The organism is Pigmentiphaga sp. YJ18, assembly GCF_038066655.1.
GTDB lineage: Bacteria > Pseudomonadota > Gammaproteobacteria > Burkholderiales > Burkholderiaceae_B > Pigmentiphaga.
On the sequence record NZ_JBBUKU010000006.1, the window covers coordinates 204,438 to 220,422 of the forward strand.

At 66.9% G+C, this 15,985-nt stretch carries 14 protein-coding genes; 7 read left to right on the forward strand and 7 right to left on the reverse strand.

What is annotated here, in order from left to right:
* Nucleotides 1-43: 43 nt before the first annotated feature.
* Nucleotides 44-613, reverse strand: coding sequence for an RNA pyrophosphohydrolase (locus tag WKR98_RS27710; protein ID WP_124691150.1), 570 nt, complete (start codon nt 611-613; stop codon nt 44-46).
* Nucleotides 614-697: 84 nt separating this feature from the next.
* Between WKR98_RS27710 and WKR98_RS27715 the strand changes: the two genes are divergently transcribed.
* Nucleotides 698-2,431, forward strand: coding sequence for a proline--tRNA ligase (locus tag WKR98_RS27715; protein WP_124691151.1), 1,734 nt, complete (start codon nt 698-700; stop codon nt 2,429-2,431).
* Between the two features lies 1 nt (nt 2,432).
* On the opposite strand, the gene WKR98_RS27720 is transcribed toward WKR98_RS27715, so the two are convergent.
* The 6 genes from WKR98_RS27720 to ffh form a co-directional block, all read right to left on the reverse strand.
* Nucleotides 2,433-3,428 (reverse strand): Bug family tripartite tricarboxylate transporter substrate binding protein, encoded by a 996-nt coding sequence (locus tag WKR98_RS27720; RefSeq protein WP_341435257.1) that lies wholly within the window; start codon nt 3,426-3,428, stop codon nt 2,433-2,435.
* A gap of 127 nt (nt 3,429-3,555) precedes the next feature.
* A complete protein-coding gene (locus WKR98_RS27725; RefSeq protein ID WP_341435258.1) occupies nt 3,556-4,191 on the reverse strand; it encodes an ABC-type transport auxiliary lipoprotein family protein in 636 nt (211 codons plus the stop codon).
* Nucleotides 4,188-5,126 (reverse strand): MlaD family protein, encoded by a 939-nt coding sequence (locus tag WKR98_RS27730; protein WP_124691154.1) that lies wholly within the window; start codon nt 5,124-5,126, stop codon nt 4,188-4,190. Before WKR98_RS27730 ends, WKR98_RS27725 begins: the two co-directional genes overlap by 4 nt.
* Nucleotides 5,127-5,921 carry an ABC transporter ATP-binding protein gene (locus WKR98_RS27735; protein ID WP_341435259.1) on the reverse strand — a complete coding sequence of 265 codons (795 nt, stop codon included), beginning with the start codon at nt 5,919-5,921 and terminating at the stop codon, nt 5,127-5,129.
* Nucleotides 5,915-7,057, reverse strand: coding sequence for an ABC transporter permease (locus WKR98_RS27740; RefSeq protein ID WP_124691155.1), 1,143 nt, complete (start codon nt 7,055-7,057; stop codon nt 5,915-5,917). Before WKR98_RS27740 ends, WKR98_RS27735 begins: the two co-directional genes overlap by 7 nt.
* Before the next feature lie 42 nt (nt 7,058-7,099).
* Nucleotides 7,100-8,518, reverse strand: a complete 1,419-nt coding sequence (gene ffh, locus WKR98_RS27745; RefSeq protein WP_124691156.1) for a signal recognition particle protein — start codon at nt 8,516-8,518, stop codon at nt 7,100-7,102.
* Nucleotides 8,519-8,541: 23 nt separating this feature from the next.
* On the opposite strand from ffh, the gene WKR98_RS27750 reads away from it, so the two are divergent.
* The 6 genes from WKR98_RS27750 to WKR98_RS27775 all read left to right on the forward strand — a co-directional run bounded on the left by WKR98_RS27750 (nt 8,542) and on the right by WKR98_RS27775 (nt 15,713).
* Complete coding sequence (locus WKR98_RS27750; RefSeq protein ID WP_341435260.1) at nt 8,542-9,393, forward strand: cytochrome C assembly family protein; 852 nt, start codon at nt 8,542-8,544, stop codon at nt 9,391-9,393.
* Between the two features lie 32 nt (nt 9,394-9,425).
* Nucleotides 9,426-9,671, forward strand: coding sequence for a PP0621 family protein (locus WKR98_RS27755; RefSeq protein WP_124691158.1), 246 nt, complete (start codon nt 9,426-9,428; stop codon nt 9,669-9,671).
* Nucleotides 9,668-10,243, forward strand: a complete 576-nt coding sequence (ampD, locus tag WKR98_RS27760; RefSeq protein WP_124691159.1) for a 1,6-anhydro-N-acetylmuramyl-L-alanine amidase AmpD — start codon at nt 9,668-9,670, stop codon at nt 10,241-10,243. Before WKR98_RS27755 ends, ampD begins: the two co-directional genes overlap by 4 nt.
* Nucleotides 10,244-10,712: 469 nt before the next feature.
* Entirely contained in the window at nt 10,713-13,610 is a 2,898-nt protein-coding gene (locus WKR98_RS27765) for a ribonucleoside-diphosphate reductase subunit alpha (RefSeq protein ID WP_124691160.1), read from the forward strand.
* Between the two features lie 26 nt (nt 13,611-13,636).
* Nucleotides 13,637-14,800 (forward strand): ribonucleotide-diphosphate reductase subunit beta, encoded by a 1,164-nt coding sequence (locus WKR98_RS27770; RefSeq protein ID WP_124691161.1) that lies wholly within the window; start codon nt 13,637-13,639, stop codon nt 14,798-14,800.
* Between the two features lie 379 nt (nt 14,801-15,179).
* Nucleotides 15,180-15,713 (forward strand): histone H1-like DNA-binding protein, encoded by a 534-nt coding sequence (locus WKR98_RS27775; RefSeq protein ID WP_124691162.1) that lies wholly within the window; start codon nt 15,180-15,182, stop codon nt 15,711-15,713.
* The last annotated feature ends 272 nt before the right edge of the window (nt 15,714-15,985 follow it).

The window sequence follows — 15,985 nt, forward strand, 5'->3', positions numbered from 1 at the left end:
ACCCGACACGATACCCGAACCCCGCGCAGGGGGTCGCGGGGGTTCAGACCTCGGGCGCTTCCTTGGACAGCGGTGCCGGTTCACCCTGGCCGCGTCGGTGCGAACCGATGTGCTGGCGCAGGTACCGGGTCTCGTGGTTCCGGCGGAAAAGCACGACCGCAAGCTCGTTCAGGGCCAGCGTATACACGTCGCGCTTGAATTCGATGACCGACTCCAGCGGGACCCAGTAGGAACTCCAGCGCCACGCGTCGAATTCAGGATGCGACGAGGCCCGCAGGCAGACGTCGCAATCGCGCCCCTGCATGCGAAGCAGGAACCAGATCTGCTTCTGACCTTTGTAGTGCCCGCGCCATTCGCGTCTGACGAAGTGGTCGGGCACGTTATAGCGCAACCAGTCGCGTGTTCTACCCAATATGCGGACATGCTCGGGCCGCAGGCCCACTTCTTCATGGAGCTCGCGGAACATCGCCTGGACAGGGCTCTCACCGTGCTTGATGCCGCCCTGCGGAAACTGCCAGGAATGTTCGTTGACGCGCTTGCCCCAGAAGACCTCGTTCTTCTGGTTGACGAGGATGATGCCGACGTTGGGACGGTAACCTTCACGATCCAGCATGAGCCACCCCAGCGATTCTCATACAATTGAGTCAATTATAGGCCCAGGGGGGCCAAACTCGTATCCATCCACGTGAGCACCGCAATGCGCGCATCGCAGTTCCATATCGGCACCCTCAAGGAAGCACCGTCCGACGCCGAGATCGTCAGCCACCAGCTCATGACCCGCGCGGGCATGATCCGCAAGCTGGCCGGCGGCATCTACACCTACATGCCCATCGGCCTGCGGGTCATTCGCAAGATCGAGGCCATCATCCGCGAGGAAATGAACCGCGCCGGCGCGCTCGAGCTGCTGATGCCGGTCGTGCAGCCGGCCGAGCTGTGGATGGAATCGGGCCGCTGGGAGCAGTACGGCCCCGAGCTGCTGCGCATGAAGGACCGCCACAACCGCGATTTCGTGCTGCAGCCGACCTCGGAGGAAGTCATCACCGACATCGCCCGCAACGAGATCCACAGCTGGCGCCAGCTACCCAAGAACTTCTACCACATCCAGACCAAGTTCCGCGACGAGCGCCGGCCGCGCTTCGGCGTCATGCGGGGCCGCGAGTTCACGATGAAGGACGCCTATTCCTTCGATCGCGACGAGGCCGCCGCCCAGAAGAGCTACGACGCCATGTACGACGCGTACATGCGCATCTTCGCCCGCATGGGCCTGACCTTCCGCGCCGTGGCGGCCGACACCGGCTCCATCGGCGGGACGCGCAGCCATGAATTCCAGGTCATCGCCGACACCGGCGAGGACCTCATCGTCTACAACCCGGCCACCCAGTACGCCGCCAACATCGAGCTGGCCGAGGCGCCCTGCCTGGTCGCCCAGCGCGCGGCGCCCGGCCGGGCACTGGAGAAGATGCCCACCCCCGGTGCCACCAAGTGCGAGGCCGTGGCCGAACTGCTGGGCCTGCCGCTGGCCAGCCACGTGAAGTCCCTCGCCCTGGCGGTCGAGCCGGAAGAAGCCGGCAAGCCGGCCCAGATCTGGCTGCTGCTGCTGCGTGCCGACCACGAATTGAACGAGATCAAGGCCGGCAAGATTCCCGGCCTGGACCACGGCTACCGGTTCGCCACCGATGCCGAGATCGTCGAGCACTTCGGCTGCGTGCCCGGCTTCATCGGGCCCGTGGGCACCGCCAAGCCGGTCAAGGTGGTGGCCGACCGCACCGTGGCCAACCTGCACGACTTCGTCACGGGCGCCAACCAGGCCGACCACCACTACGTGGGCGTGAACTGGGGACGCGACCTGCCCGAGCCCGACCTGGTGGCCGACCTGCGCAACGTCGTCGACGGCGACCCGTCGGCCGACGGCAGCGGCCCGCTGGCGATCCAGCGCGGGATCGAGGTCGGCCACGTGTTCTTCCTGGGCACCAAGTATTCCGAGGCGCTCAAGGCCACCTACCTGGACGAGACCGGCAAACCCGCGCTGCTGCAGATGGGCTGCTACGGCATCGGCGTCACGCGCCTGCTGGGCGCCGCGATCGAACAGCACCACGACGGGCGCGGCATCATCTGGCCGCGCGCGCTGGCGCCGTTCGAAGTGGTCGTCTGCCCGGTGGGCTGGGGCAAGAGCGAAGCGGTGCGCGAGGCCGCGACCAAGCTCTACGAAGGCCTGAAGGAAGCAGGCGTCGACGCGATCCTGGACGACCGCGACGAGCGCCCGGGCGTGATGTTCGCCGACTGGGAACTGATCGGCGTGCCGGTCCGCGTCACCATCGGCGACCGCGGCCTGAAGGACGGGCAGGTCGAACTGCAGGGACGCGGCGACGAAGCAGCCGCCAAGATCCCCGTGGGCGAAGCGCTGGCCGCCACCCTGGCCCGGCTGGCCTAGGCTACTCCAGCCGGATGTTGCGCGTCCGGATGAGCTCGGCCCATTTGTCGCGCTCGTGCGTGATGAAGGCCGAGAACTGGGCGCGCGACATGGGCGGGGACACCAGCCCCGATTCCTGCATGTAGCGCCGCACTGTCGGCGCTCGCAGGGCCTGTGCCACGTCGCGATGGATCCTGTCCTGGATCGCCGCCGGCGTCGCGGACGGCACGAAGAACCCGAACCAGCTGCCGGACACCACGCCCGGCACGCCCGCCTGCACCACGGTGGGCAGGTCCGGCGCATCGGCCAGGCGCTCGTCGGCGGCCACGGCCAGCGCACGCAGCTTGCCCTGCTTCGCCAGGGCAAGCGAGGCGGGGAAATGGAACATGGCGTCGACGTGGCCCGCCAGCAGGTCGGTCAGGGCCGGCCCCGCGCCCTTGTAGGGTACGTGCAGGATGGAGATGCCCGCGCGGGAGGCGAGCAGTTCGGCGGTCAGGTGCGGGCTCGAGCCGTTCCCGGTCGAGGCGAACTTCACTTCGCCGGGCCGCGCCTTCGCGTAGGCGACCAACTCGGCCACCGACTGGACCGGCAGCCCCGGCCGCACGTACAGCACGTTGGGCGCGGTACCGCCCATCGCCACGGCGGACAGCGCGTCCGCCTCGTAGGGCAGCGATTTCATCAAGATCTGGTTGGTGACCAGGCCCGTGCTGGTGAACAGCAGGGTGTGGCCATCGGGCTGGGCGCGCGCCACCTGCGCGGTGCCTATGGTCGTGCCCCCGCCGCCCCGGTTTTCGACGACCACGCTCTGCTTCCAGGCCTGGCCCAGCTCAGCCGCCAACTGCCTGACCAGTCCGTCGGTCAGGCCGCCCGGCGGATAGGGCACGATTACCTGCACCGTGCGCGATGGAAATCCCGCCGCGGATGGCTCGGCGGCCCAGGCGCTTCCTCCCGCCCAAGCGGCCGCCGCCATGCAGAACACACCTCCGACCCTGCGCCCCACCCTTTCCAGAACGATCATCGAACGTCTCCTTGGCCATGTGGTCATCGGCGCCGCTGGCGGGCGCCTGTATATGATTGATGAAATCAACCATATAGTTGATAGTATCCACAAAGGAGGACATCCACAATCCCGGTACGGGCGGCGACTACTCCGGCCTGCTGGGGTGAGCGGCAGCGCCCTGCTCCACCGCCCACTGGACCACCTGCGCGGCCAGCGCGTCGGTGGCCAGGCCGAAGGCCGCCACGACGGCGGGCACCTCGGTGCCGCCGGCCGGCTGCGCGACCTCGAAGCTGCGCGAGGCCACCACGCGCCGCGTCGAGGTCGAGATCAGGCGCGCATCCAGGCTGACGACCGCATGGGGCACCGTGCCCCGGTATTCGCTCTGGAAGGCCCGCAGGTCGCTGTCCAGTTCCAGGTCCGCGCGCACGTTGCTGTCCGTGGTCGAGATCGAGGCGACGCGGCCGTCCAGCCGGAAGGCCTGGGCCAGGCGGGTGCGCACCAATGTCGGCGGCGCGTCGGTCCAGCGCGCCCCGCCATAGGTGCTGATCTGGTCGCCCTGGACGATGACGGCGATGCGCGCGCTGTCCAGAATGGCGTTGGCATGGGGGCTGCGTAGGCGCAGCGACCAGGCCTGGGCCTGCCCCCCCGGGGAAGCCGCCGCCTGCGCGGCCGGCAGCCGGTAGATGTCGACCGTCTTCTGTTCCGGCAGCAGCGTGCACGCCGAAGCCAGCACCGCCAGCGACATGCCCGCCCAACGGATGATTGCGCCCGCGCGTCTCATGGGGTGAACTCCTTGGGTTGTTCGCGGCCCAGCAGGTAATCGGCCGGATTGTCCTCGAGGCGGCGGGTGATGGCCCGCAGCGATGCCATCGTCGCCTGCATCTCGCGCAGCGCGCCGCCCAGTTCGCTCAGGCTTTGCGCGCCGCTGCCCAGCGCGCCGCGATTTTCCTGCACCAGCCGGTCGATGCTGTCGCTGGCGCGCGCCAGCGAGGTCATGGCCTGCTGGGCGCTTTGCATGGTCTCCTTGCCGTGCGAGCCCACCAGTTCGTCGGTGTGCGTCATCAGCGAATTGGCCTTGGCCAGCGCCTCGGACGTCTGCCGGCCGATCTCGCCCAGTTGCCCGCTCAGCTTCGCGAACCCTTCCCGCTGCGCGGCCAGCTCGGCCGTGCTTTCCTCCAGGTGCTCCAGGATGCGGCTGATCTGCCGGGCATTCTGGGGCGACATGATCTGGCGCGCGCTGGCGACCATTTCGTTGATGTTCAGCATCAGGTCCTCGCCGCCCGCCAGCAGCTGGGTGATCGGCGACGGCAGGGCCACGATGACCGGCACCTCGTCGCCCTTGGGCAGGAGGCGCGGGCTTTCCGGCGTGCCGCTGCCGAGCTGGATCACCGAGGTGCCCGTCACGCCGGTCAGGCGCAGGCGCGCCACCGTGTCCTCCTTGACCGGCACGTCGCTGGCAATCCGGATCCGCGCCACCACCTTGCGCGGATCCACGGGATCGAGCCGCAGCCGCGCCACGTCGCCCACCTTGATGCCGCTGTACATGACGGCGCTGCCCTCGGACAGCCCGTTGACCGCTTCATTGAACACGATATCGAACTGCGCCACGCTGGCGTCCGAATGGCTCTTGGCCAGCCACAGCGCGAACAGCAGCGCCCCCGTCACCGCGATGACGAGGAACAGGCCGATCACGACATGATGCGCCCGGGTTTCCATCTACTCCTCCTTGCGCGACCGTTCGGCCGCCCGCGAGGCCGCGCGTCCGCGCGGCCCCTGGAAATACTCCTGTATCCACGGATCGTCGACCCGCTCCACCACCTCCAGCCGGTCCACCACCAGCACCTTGCGCTGCGACAGCACCGCCACCCGGTCGCAGATGGCGTAGAGCGTGTCCAGATCGTGCGTGACCAGGAACACGGTCAGCCCCAGCGCATCGCGCAAGGTGCGGATCAGGTCGTCGAAGGCGGCCGCGCCGATCGGATCCAGTCCCGCCGTGGGCTCGTCCAGGAACAGCAGGTCGGGATCCAGGGCCAGGGCGCGCGCCAGCGCCGCCCGCTTGACCATGCCGCCCGACAGCGAGGCCGGGGACTTGGCGCCAGCCTCGACCGGCAGCCCCGCCAGCGCCAGCTTGAGCCGCGCCAGCCGCTCGGCCTCGGGCCGGGCCAGGCCCGCGTGCTCGATCAGCGGCAGCGCGGCGTTCTCGGTCACCGACAGCGAGGAGAACAGCGCGCCGCGCTGGAACAGCACGCCCATCCGGCGCTCCTGGCGCGAGCGCATCTCGGGGGACAGCTCGTCCAGCACCTGGCCGAACACCTGCACGCTGCCTGCGGTCGGCCGCCGCAGCCCCACGATGGAACGCAGCAGCACCGACTTGCCCGAGCCCGACCCGCCCACCACGCCCAGGATCTCGCCCCGGCGGATGTCCAGGTCCAGGTCCTCGTGCACGGTCTGGGATCCGAAGCGGTTGACCAGCCCGCGCACGCGCACGATGGGTTCGTCGGCCGTCACCATCCCATCTCCATGAAGAACAACGCCGCCAGCGCGTCGATCAGGATCACCATGAAGATCGCTTGCACGACGCTGGAGGTGGTGTGCTCGCCCACGGACTGGGCGCTGCCGCTGACCTTGAAGCCTTCCAGGCAGCCGATCACGGCGATGATGAAGGCCAGGATGGGCGCCTTGACGATGCCCACGTAGAAATGCCGCACATCCAGGCTCTCGCGCAGGGTGGACAGGAATAGCGACGGCGGGATGTCCAGGCTCCAGGCGCAGACCACCATGCCGCCCGCGATGCCGGTCAGCATGGACATGAAGGTCAGGAGCGGCAGCGACACCAGCATGGCCAGCACGCGCGGCAACACCAGCATGTTGATGGGGTCCAGGCCCAGCGCGCGGATGGCGTCGATTTCCTCGTTGGCCTTCATCGAGCCGATCTGCGCGGTGAAGGCGCTGGCGGTCCGGCCCGCCATCAGGATGGCGGTCAGCAGCACGGCGAATTCGCGCAGGAAGGCGAAGCCGACCAGGTTGATGGTGTAGAGCGTGGCGCCGAAGTCGCGCAGCACCGTGGCGCCCAGGAAGGCCACGACGGCGCCGACCAGGAAGGTCAGCAGGGCGACGATGGGGACCGCGTTCAGCCCGATCTGCTCGATCTGGGCGACGGTGGCCGTGATCCGCCACGAGCGCGGACGCAACAGCGAACGGCCCAGGCCTTCGAGTGTCAGGCCGATGAACCCGCACAGGCCCACGGCGTGCTTCCAGAACTGCTCGGCAGCCTCGCCCACATGACACAGCAGTTCGGCCACCGGAGAAGGCGGCTCGGGCGGCTTGCATTGCTGGACCGCGCCCTGGGCGCGGATGATGGTGTCGAGCAGCGCGCGGCGCGAGGCGTCCACCTGGGGCCCGGTGGCCAGGAGCCCGGGCAGGCGCTCGGCGCCCAGCAGGTCGACCAGCAGCGAGGCCCCCGCGGTGTCCAGGGCGCCCAGCCGGCCGAGGTCCAGCGCGCGCACCTGGGCGCCCGCATCGAACCGGGCCACCTCGCGGCGCAGGGCCTCGAAGCCCGCCAGCGTCCAGTCGCCTTCGACCGACAGGCGCCCGGCCCCGGTTGCGGCATCCCACACTAGACGGCCTGGCTGCGGTGCTACGCTCATCGTTCCTGGAGACGGGGCCACGGAACCGCGATTGTCGGGGCTTTACTTGAGTCCAGGCAAGCCCTTCATGCCGCGCAGCGCCTTCATGCCGCCCATGGCGCGCATCATCTTGGCCATGCCGCCCTTCTTCATCTGCTTCATCATGGACTGCATCTGCTCGAACTGCGACAGCATGCGGTTGACCTCCTGCACCTGCACGCCGGCGCCGGTGGCGATGCGGCGCTTGCGCGAGGCCTTGATCAGTTCGGGCTTGGCACGCTCGAGCTCGGTCATGGAGTTCAGGATGCCCTCCATGCGGCGGATCTGCTTGCCGGCCTGCTTGCTGTCGATTTGCGAGGCTGCCTGCGAGAACTGCGCCGGCAGCTTCTCCAGCAGCGAGCCCATGTCGCCCAGGTTCTTCATCTGCGCGATCTGGGCGCGGAAATCGTTCAGGTCGAACTTGTCGCCCGACTTGAGCTTGGCGGCGAGCTTCTGCGCCTCGTCGACGTCGATCGCGCGCTGGGCTTCTTCCACCAGCGACAGGATGTCGCCCATGCCCAGCACCCGCTGCGCCATGCGCTCGGGATGGAAGGGCTCGAGGCCGGACAGCTTCTCGGACACGCCGACGAACTTGAGCGGCTTGCCGGTCACGTGGCGCACCGACAGCGCCGCGCCGCCGCGCGCATCGCCGTCTAGCTTGGTCAGGACCACGCCGGTCAGCGGCAGGGCGTCGTTGAAGGCCTTGGCGACGTTGACCGCGTCCTGGCCCAGCATCGCGTCGACCACGAACAGGGTCTCGATCGGGTCGAGCAGGGCGTGCAGCGCGCGGATCTCGTTCATCAGCGCCTCGTCGATGCCCAGGCGGCCGGCCGTATCGACGATCAGCACGTCGTAGTGGTGCTTGCGGGCATGGTCGAGCGCGTTGCGGGCGATGGCCTCGGGCGCCTGGTCGGTGGACGAGGGCAGGAAATCGACGCCGGCCTGCGCCGCCACGGTCTTCAACTGCTCGATGGCGGCGGGACGGTAGACGTCGGCGCTGACCACCAGCACCTTCTTCTTGCCCGTCTTGCGGCCGGCCTGGACATGGCCGCCCTCGGCCAGCCAGCGGGCCAGCTTGCCCGTGGTGGTGGTCTTGCCCGACCCTTGCAGGCCCGCCATCAGGATCACGGCCGGCGGCTGCTGGGCCAGCGACAGCTCGCTGGCGTGGGGCCCGAGGTCGCCGCCCATGAGGGCGGTCAACTCCTTGTGGACCACCCCGACCAGGGCCTGGCCCGGCGTCAGGCTGCCCGTGACGTCCTCGCCCAGCGCCTTTTCCTTGACCCGCGCGACGAACTCGCGCACGACCGGCAGGGACACGTCGGCTTCCAGCAGCGCCAGACGGACTTCGCGCAGCATTTCCTGCGTATTCGCCTCGGTCAGGCGCGCTTCCCCCTTCAGGGTCTTGACGACGCGCGACAGGCGAGCGGTAAGGTTATCGAGCATGAATGGGATTCGCTTACACTTCCATGGATATGGGAATTGTATTGCACGCACTGGCCGCGGCCGGTTACGCCTTGTTGACGGTACTCGCGTGGCGAGCCGTCTCGTCGCACCCTGAACCCCGGACCGGCTCCGCCGAGCGCCTGGGGCTGGCGCTGGTGCTGATCGTGCACGGCCTCGCGGTCCAGCAGGCCATGCTGGGGGACGGCAACCTGAAACTGGGCTTCGCCCTGGGCATCTCGGCCGCGCTGTGGCTGGGCCTGGTCGTCTTCTGGGCCGAAAGCCTGTGGGTCGCGATCGGCGGCCTGCGGCTCTGGCTGATGCCGCTGGGCGTGATCGGCACCGTGCTGCCCGTGATCTTTCCCGAGGGCCGCGTCATCGCCCACGCCGACAGCGGCTGGCTGCGCGTGCACCTGGCCATCGCGCTGGCCGCCTACAGCATGATCACCATCGCCGCCCTGCACGCGCTGCTGATGGCCTCGGCCGACCGGCGCCTGCACGATATCTCGGCCAGCAATCCGCCCCAGCCCCGGCATTCGGCCCGGGTCTACGCCCGCCTGTTCGACGCCGTGCCGCCCCTGCTGGTGCTCGAGCGCCTGCTGTTCCGGCTGATCTGGATCGGCTTCGTGCTGCTGACCCTGGCCGTCATCAGCGGCATCGTCATTTCCGAGTCGCTGTCCGGCACCGCCCTGCCGCTGGACCACAAGACCGTCTTCACGCTGCTCTCGTGGCTGACCTTCGGCCTGCTGCTGCTGGGCCGCCAGGTCTGGGGCTGGCGCGGCCGCATCGCGCTGCGCTGGACGCTGGTCGGCTTCGCCTTCCTGCTGCTGGCCTACACCGGCACCCGGTTCGTGCTCGAATTCATCCTGCACCGCTAGCCGCGCAACCGAAACCAGGACCCCCAACCACCATGGGCAAGCTACTTTTCTGGGTGTTCGTCATCGTGGCCGCGCTGCTCGTGGCCCGCATCGCCGCCCGCAGCGCCGTCAAGGGCCACCGCCGCGAATCGCGCCGCGCCGATGCCAGCCGCTTCCCGGCCGACGGCATGGTGCGCTGCGCCCACTGCGGCATCCACCTGCCGCCGTCCGAAGCCGTGCGGCGCAAGGGCTATAACTATTGCAGCCTGGCCCATTCGCTGAAGGGCCCCGGCAAATGAACACCGCCGCCCGGCTGGACGACCGGGGCTGGATCGACCACCCCGCCGTGCGCCGCGTCCCCTCCCCCAACACCGACGAACGGCCGGCCGGCACGGACGTCTCGCTGCTGGTCCTGCACAACATCAGCCTGCCGCCCGGCGAATTCGGCGGCCCCTACGTCGAAGCCCTGTTCACCAATACCCTCGACTGCGACGCCCATCCCTGGTTCGACTGCCTGCGCGGCCTGAAGGTCTCGGCCCACTTCCTGATCGACCGCGGCGGCGCCATCGTCCAGTTCGCCAGCACCGACCGGCGGGCCTGGCACGCCGGCGTCTCGTGCTACGCCGGCCGCGAGCGCTGCAACGACTTCTCCATCGGCATCGAACTCGAAGGCTGCGACACCCTGCCCTTCACCGACGCCCAGTACCGCGCCCTGGCCTGGCTGACCCCCGCCCTGCGCGCCCGCCACCCCCTGCAAGCCGTCCGCGGCCACGAACACATCGCGCCCGGCCGCAAGACCGACCCCGGCCCCGCCTTCGACTGGGCCCGCTACGGCCGCGAAACCGGCTGGACCGCCCTCCCCCTCCTGTAGAATCTCGCCCTCGCCAACCCCGGCCCGTTCAGGCTCAGGCCACGCCCGCTCTGTTTCACGCGCTGCAAATGCCGCATTTCACGCCTGCTTCGTGCACCTTTCCGCGTGAAACACGCATGGTTGCTAGCTGTCTAATAAATAGAGCCCGAATTGCCTATGCGAGCGCCGGATTCTCTCCGCCAGCAACATTTTGACACTTGCCGTACAATCAGCACCCCCCTAGAATTAGTGCCTTGCCGGTCACACACCACTAGATGTAGTGCCCGCGCTGCAAGGGAGGGGGAAAACATGGCTTATCCATACCAGCCCGGACGTGCGGCGGCGCATGCCGCTCCGCGTTTCGTCGTTAGGCCCCAAGCCGCGCTCCGGCGCGGCCTGACGCCCTTGTAATCCAGAATATTTCGCTGCAAATCCCAGAACACCGAGTACCGGCGCGGCCCCCCGCGCCTTCATGCATCCAGGAGGCCTTATGCAACTCTCGACTCCCTCGGCCCAATCGACCGCTGCGCCGCTAGCTTCCAAGCCCGCACAGACCGAAGCCGACCAGACCGCGTATTCCGACCATAAGGTCATCCGGCGCAACGGCGCCGTGGTCGGATTCGAACCCGGCAAGATTTCCATCGCGCTGACCAAGGCCTTCCTGGCCGTCAACGGCGGCCAGGGCGCTGCTTCCGCGCGTGTGCGCGAGCTCGTCGAAGGCCTGACCAAACAGGTCGTCCACGCGCTGATCCGCCGCCAGCCCAGCGGCGGCACCGTCCATATCGAAGACATCCAGGACCAGGTCGAACTGGCGCTGATGCGCTCCGGCGAGCATGACGTCGCGCGCGCCTACGTGCTGTACCGTGAAAAACGCGCCCAGCAGCGCGCGCTGATGCACACCTCGTCCGACCAGGCCGTCGTGCACGTCACCGAGAACGGCCTGCGCATCCCCCTCGACCCCCAGCACCTGCAGGCCATCATCCAGGCCGCGTGCTCGGGCCTGGAAGAATTCGCCTCGGCCGAGGGCATCTTCAAGGAAACCGTCAAGAACCTGTACGACGGCGTCTCCACCGACGAGATCTTCAAGTCCGCCATCCTGGCCGCGCGCTCGCAGCTGGAAAAGGATCCGGCCTACAGCACCGTCACGGCACGTCTCTTGCTGCACACCATCCGCAAGGAAGTGCTGGGCGAGGAGGTCGAACAGGCTGCCATGGCCACGCGTTACGCCGAATATTTCCCGCAGTTCATCGCTCGCGGCATCGAGGGCGGCCTGCTTGACGCCAAGCTGGCCACCTTCGACCTCGCGCGCCTGGGCGCGGCGCTGAAGGATACGCGCGACCTGCAGTTCACCTACCTGGGCCTGCAGACCCTGTACGACCGCTACTTCCTGCACATCAAGGGCACCCGCATCGAACTGCCGCAGGCCTTCTTCATGCGCGTCGCGATGGGCCTGGCCCTGGAAGAAACCGACCGCGAAGCCCGCGCCATCGAGTTCTACAACATCCTGTCGTCGTTCGACTTCATGAGCTCGACGCCGACCCTGTTCAACGCCGGCACGCTGCACTCGCAGCTGTCGTCGTGCTACCTGACCACGGTGGCCGACAGCCTGGAAAGCATCTACGACGCCATCAAGGAAAACGCGCTGCTGGCCAAGTACGCCGGCGGCCTGGGCAACGACTGGACGCCCGTGCGCGCGCTGCGCAGCCACATCAAGGGCACCAACGGTGAAAGCCAGGGCGTCGTCCCCTTCCTGAAAGTGGTCAACGACACCGCCGTGGCGGTCAACCAGGGCGGCAAGCGCAAGGGCGCCGTGTGCACGTACCTCGAAACGTGGCACCTGGACATCGAGGAGTTCCTCGAACTGCGCAAGAACACCGGCGACGAGCGCCGCCGCACCCACGACATGAACACGGCCAACTGGATCCCCGACCTGTTCATGAAGCGCGTCATGGACAACGCCGAATGGACGCTGTTCTCGCCGTCCGACTGCCCCGACCTGCACGACAAGGTCGGCAAGGAATTCGAGCAGGCCTACCTGGGCTATGAAGCCAAGGTCGCCAGCGGCGAACTGAAGCTGTTCAAGAAGATCCCCGCCATGTCGCTGTGGCGCAAGATGCTGTCGATGCTGTTCGAGACCGGCCATCCGTGGATCACGTTCAAGGATCCTTGCAACATCCGCTCGCCCCAGCAGCACGTCGGCGTCGTCCACAGCTCCAACCTGTGCACCGAGATCACGCTGAACACCAACGAGTCCGAGATCGCGGTCTGCAACCTGGGCTCGGTCAACCTCGTCGCGCACCTGAAGACCAACGCCGACGGCACGGTCGAGCTCGACCACGACAAGCTGCGCAGCACGGTCCACGTCGCCATGCGCATGCTCGACAACGTGATCGACATCAACTATTACGCCGTCGACAAGGCCCGCAACTCCAACCTGCGCCATCGCCCGGTCGGCATGGGCATCATGGGCTTCCAGGACGCGCTGCACATCATGCGCGTGCCCTACGCCTCGGATGCCGCCATCGAATTCGCCGACCGCTCGATGGAAGCGGTGTGCTACTACGCCTACCTCGCGTCGACCGAACTGGCCGAAGAACGCGGCCGCTACTCGTCGTTCGAAGGCTCGCTGTGGGACCGCGGCATTCTTCCGCAGGACTCCATCAAGCTGCTGCGCGAAGAGCGCGGCGGCTACGTCGACATCGATGAAAGCGCGTCGATGGACTGGAATGCGTTGCGCGAGCGCATCAAACTGCACGGCATGCGCAATTCCAACTGCATCGCTATTGCCCCGACGGCGACGATTTCCAATATCATTGGCGTATCTGCGTGCATTGAACCGACTTATCAGAACTTGTACGTCAAATCGAATCTCTCCGGCGAATTCACGATCGTCAACGATTACTTGGTGCGTGATCTCAAGAAGCTCGGGCTGTGGGACGAGGTGATGATCGCGGATCTGAAGTACTTCGATGGCAGTCTCGCCAAGATCGACCGGGTGCCTCCCGAGCTGCGCAAGCTGTATGCGACGGCCTTCGAGGTAGAGCCCCGCTGGCTCGTGGAATGCGCGGCACGTCGCCAGAAGTGGATCGACCAGTCGCAATCGCTCAATATCTATATGGCGGGCGCGTCGGGCAAGAAGCTGGACGAGACCTACAAGCTGGCCTGGCAGCGCGGCCTGAAGACCACCTACTACCTGCGCACCCTGGGTGCGACCAGCGCTGAAAAATCGACCGGACGCGGCGGCGAATTGAACGCCGTGCCCACGGCATCGTCCAATGCGGGAATGTCCGCGTCGGGCACCAACCTTCCGGAACCGGAAATCGTCGGGGCGGTATGCACCATGAAGCCGGGTGACCCTGGCTTCGAAGAATGCGAAGCCTGCCAATAACCCCCGCTGAACACCGGAGTCGATCTATGTTGTCTTGGGACGAAGAAGTATCCACCCCCTCCGCCACGCCGGCCATGCAGCCGGCGGGCACCGCCGCGCCGCGCGAACGCGCCGGCGCGTTCGACGAGGTCGCGCTGGCCTCGGACGCTGCCGCGTCCGGCGGCGCCTCCACGAGCCGCGTCAACATCGCGGACAAGCGCATCATCAACGGCCAGACGGACGTCAACCAGCTGGTCCCGTTCAAGTACAAGTGGGCTTGGGAAAAATACCTGGCCACCTGCGCCAACCACTGGATGCCGCAGGAAATCAACATGTCGCGCGACATCGCGCTGTGGAAGAACCCCGAAGGCCTGACCGAGGACGAGCGCCGCATCATCAAGCGCAACCTGGGGTTCTTCGTCACGGCCGACTCGCTCGCCGCGAACAACATCGTGCTGGGCACGTATCGCCACATCACCGCCCCGGAGTGCCGGCAGTTCCTGCTGCGCCAGGCCTTCGAGGAAGCGATCCACACCCATGCCTACCAGTACATCGTCGAAAGCCTGGACCTGGACGAGTCGGAAATCTTCAATGCCTACAATGAAGTTCCGTCCATCCGCGCCAAGGACGAGTTCCTGATCCCCTTCATCGACGCCATCGCCGACCCGAACTTCAAGACGGGCACGCCGGAGGCCGACCAGACCCTGCTGAAGTCGCTGATCGTCTTCGCATGCCTGATGGAAGGCCTGTTCTTCTACGTCGGCTTCACCCAGATCCTGGCACTGGGCCGGCAGAACAAGATGACCGGCGCGGCCGAGCAGTACATGTACATCCTGCGGGACGAGTCCATGCACTGCAATTTCGGCATCGACCTCATCAACACGATCAAGCTCGAGAACCCGCATCTGTGGACGCCGGAATTCCGCGAGGAAATCCGCGGCCTCTTCCGCAAGGCGGTCGAACTCGAATACGCTTACGCCGAAGACACCATGCCGCGTGGCGTGCTGGGCCTGAATGCGCCGATGTTCAAGTCGTATCTGCGCTTCATCGCCAACCGCCGCTGCCAGCAGATCGGCATCGAGCCGCTGTTCCCGCAGGAAGAGAACCCCTTCCCGTGGATGGCGGAAATGATCGACTTGAAGAAAGAACGCAATTTCTTTGAAACGCGTGTGATCGAGTATCAGACCGGCGGGGCGCTGAGCTGGGACTAGACCGCACGTAGACAGGATCAGGCGCCCTCGGGCGCCCGGCAGGGCCCGGATGAGTTCAGACGCGGCGGTTGGGGCAGGCCCCCTCGCCCAGCGCACCATCCGGCCCCTGCGCATGTTGCTTTGTCGAAGACAAAGCATAGGCGGCCGGGCAAACGGGGGGGTCATCCGGCAGGCGGGAAACCGTCTGCCAAGTCATTCGACATGGGTCGCACCGGGTGCGGGGTATGTCGAATGGCTGTGTAAAGCATTCATTAGCGCAAACTGATTCCGCTGTTGAGGTTTCGTTCACCAGCAGGGCTTGCGCCGATGAATAGCCCGTGAGGATGGTCCGAGCGGGTTCGTGTTCTGGGTCCCTGAACGTCTCGTAAAGGAGCAGACCATGGCGACAGCCAAAAAGGCCGCGAAGAAAGCGGTAGCCAAGAAAGCCCCGGCTAAGAAAGCCCCGGCCAAGAAGGCGGCAGTGAAGAAGGTTGCGGCGAAGAAGGCTCCGGCCAAGAAAGCCGCGGTGAAGAAGGTTGCGGCCAAGAAGGCCCCGGCCAAGAAAGCCGCAGTGAAGAAGGTTGCAGCCAAGAAGGCTCCGGCCAAAAAGGCTCCGGCCAAGAAAGCCGCAGTGAAGAAGGTTGCGGCCAAGAAGGCCCCGGCCAAGAAAGCCGCAGTGAAGAAGGTTGCAGCCAAGAAGGCCCCGGCCAAGAAAGCTGCCGCCAAGAAGCCTGCTGCGAAAAAGGCCCCGGCCAAGAAGGCTGCCGCTGCCAAGAAGCCTGCGGCGAAGAAGCCTGCGGCCAAGAAGGCGGCTCCCAAGAAGCCTGCTGCCAAAAAGCCTGCCCCTGCGCCCTCGACCGCGGCTGCGCCGGGCGCGAAAACGGCGCTCAACCCTGCCGCTGCTTGGCCCTTCCCTACGGGCAGCCGCCCGTAAGCCCTAATCGGAGCGCCTTGCGCTCTGGTTCAAACCCCGCCAAGGTGCAAGCTTTGGCGGGGTTTTTTGTGGCCCCCCCCTACGCCCTTCGGGCGCCCCCCAGGGGGCGATGCGGGTGGACCGGCGGAGCCGGATCCACCGCATCCTGGGTCTAGTACCGCTGTCTTGAGTTGTGGCGCCGGTGCTTCGCTGGCTGCCAGCGGTAGCAACCGTGCTTCTATCCAAGATAGTTTCCCTAGACCCAGGAAACCGCGGATCTGGCTTTGCCAGTC

Excerpts from the sequence above, each read along its gene's own strand:
- WKR98_RS27720 (WP_341435257.1), bottom strand. The coding sequence starts at position 3,428 with ATGATCGTTCTGGAAAGGGTGGGGCGCAGGGTCGGAGGTGTGTTCTGC.
- WKR98_RS27735 (WP_341435259.1), bottom strand. The coding sequence starts at position 5,921 with ATGGTGACGGCCGACGAACCCATCGTGCGCGTGCGCGGGCTGGTCAAC.
- WKR98_RS27755 (WP_124691158.1), top strand. The coding sequence starts at position 9,426 with ATGGGCAAGCTACTTTTCTGGGTGTTCGTCATCGTGGCCGCGCTGCTC.
- WKR98_RS27725 (WP_341435258.1), bottom strand. The coding sequence starts at position 4,191 with ATGAGACGCGCGGGCGCAATCATCCGTTGGGCGGGCATGTCGCTGGCG.
- WKR98_RS27710 (WP_124691150.1), bottom strand. The coding sequence starts at position 613 with ATGCTGGATCGTGAAGGTTACCGTCCCAACGTCGGCATCATCCTCGTC.
- WKR98_RS27775 (WP_124691162.1), top strand. The coding sequence starts at position 15,180 with ATGGCGACAGCCAAAAAGGCCGCGAAGAAAGCGGTAGCCAAGAAAGCC.
- WKR98_RS27770 (WP_124691161.1), top strand. The coding sequence starts at position 13,637 with ATGTTGTCTTGGGACGAAGAAGTATCCACCCCCTCCGCCACGCCGGCC.
- WKR98_RS27730 (WP_124691154.1), bottom strand. The coding sequence starts at position 5,126 with ATGGAAACCCGGGCGCATCATGTCGTGATCGGCCTGTTCCTCGTCATC.
- ampD (WP_124691159.1), top strand. The coding sequence starts at position 9,668 with ATGAACACCGCCGCCCGGCTGGACGACCGGGGCTGGATCGACCACCCC.
- WKR98_RS27765 (WP_124691160.1), top strand. The coding sequence starts at position 10,713 with ATGCAACTCTCGACTCCCTCGGCCCAATCGACCGCTGCGCCGCTAGCT.
- ffh (WP_124691156.1), bottom strand. The coding sequence starts at position 8,518 with ATGCTCGATAACCTTACCGCTCGCCTGTCGCGCGTCGTCAAGACCCTG.
- WKR98_RS27715 (WP_124691151.1), top strand. The coding sequence starts at position 698 with ATGCGCGCATCGCAGTTCCATATCGGCACCCTCAAGGAAGCACCGTCC.
- WKR98_RS27750 (WP_341435260.1), top strand. The coding sequence starts at position 8,542 with ATGGATATGGGAATTGTATTGCACGCACTGGCCGCGGCCGGTTACGCC.
- WKR98_RS27740 (WP_124691155.1), bottom strand. The coding sequence starts at position 7,057 with ATGAGCGTAGCACCGCAGCCAGGCCGTCTAGTGTGGGATGCCGCAACC.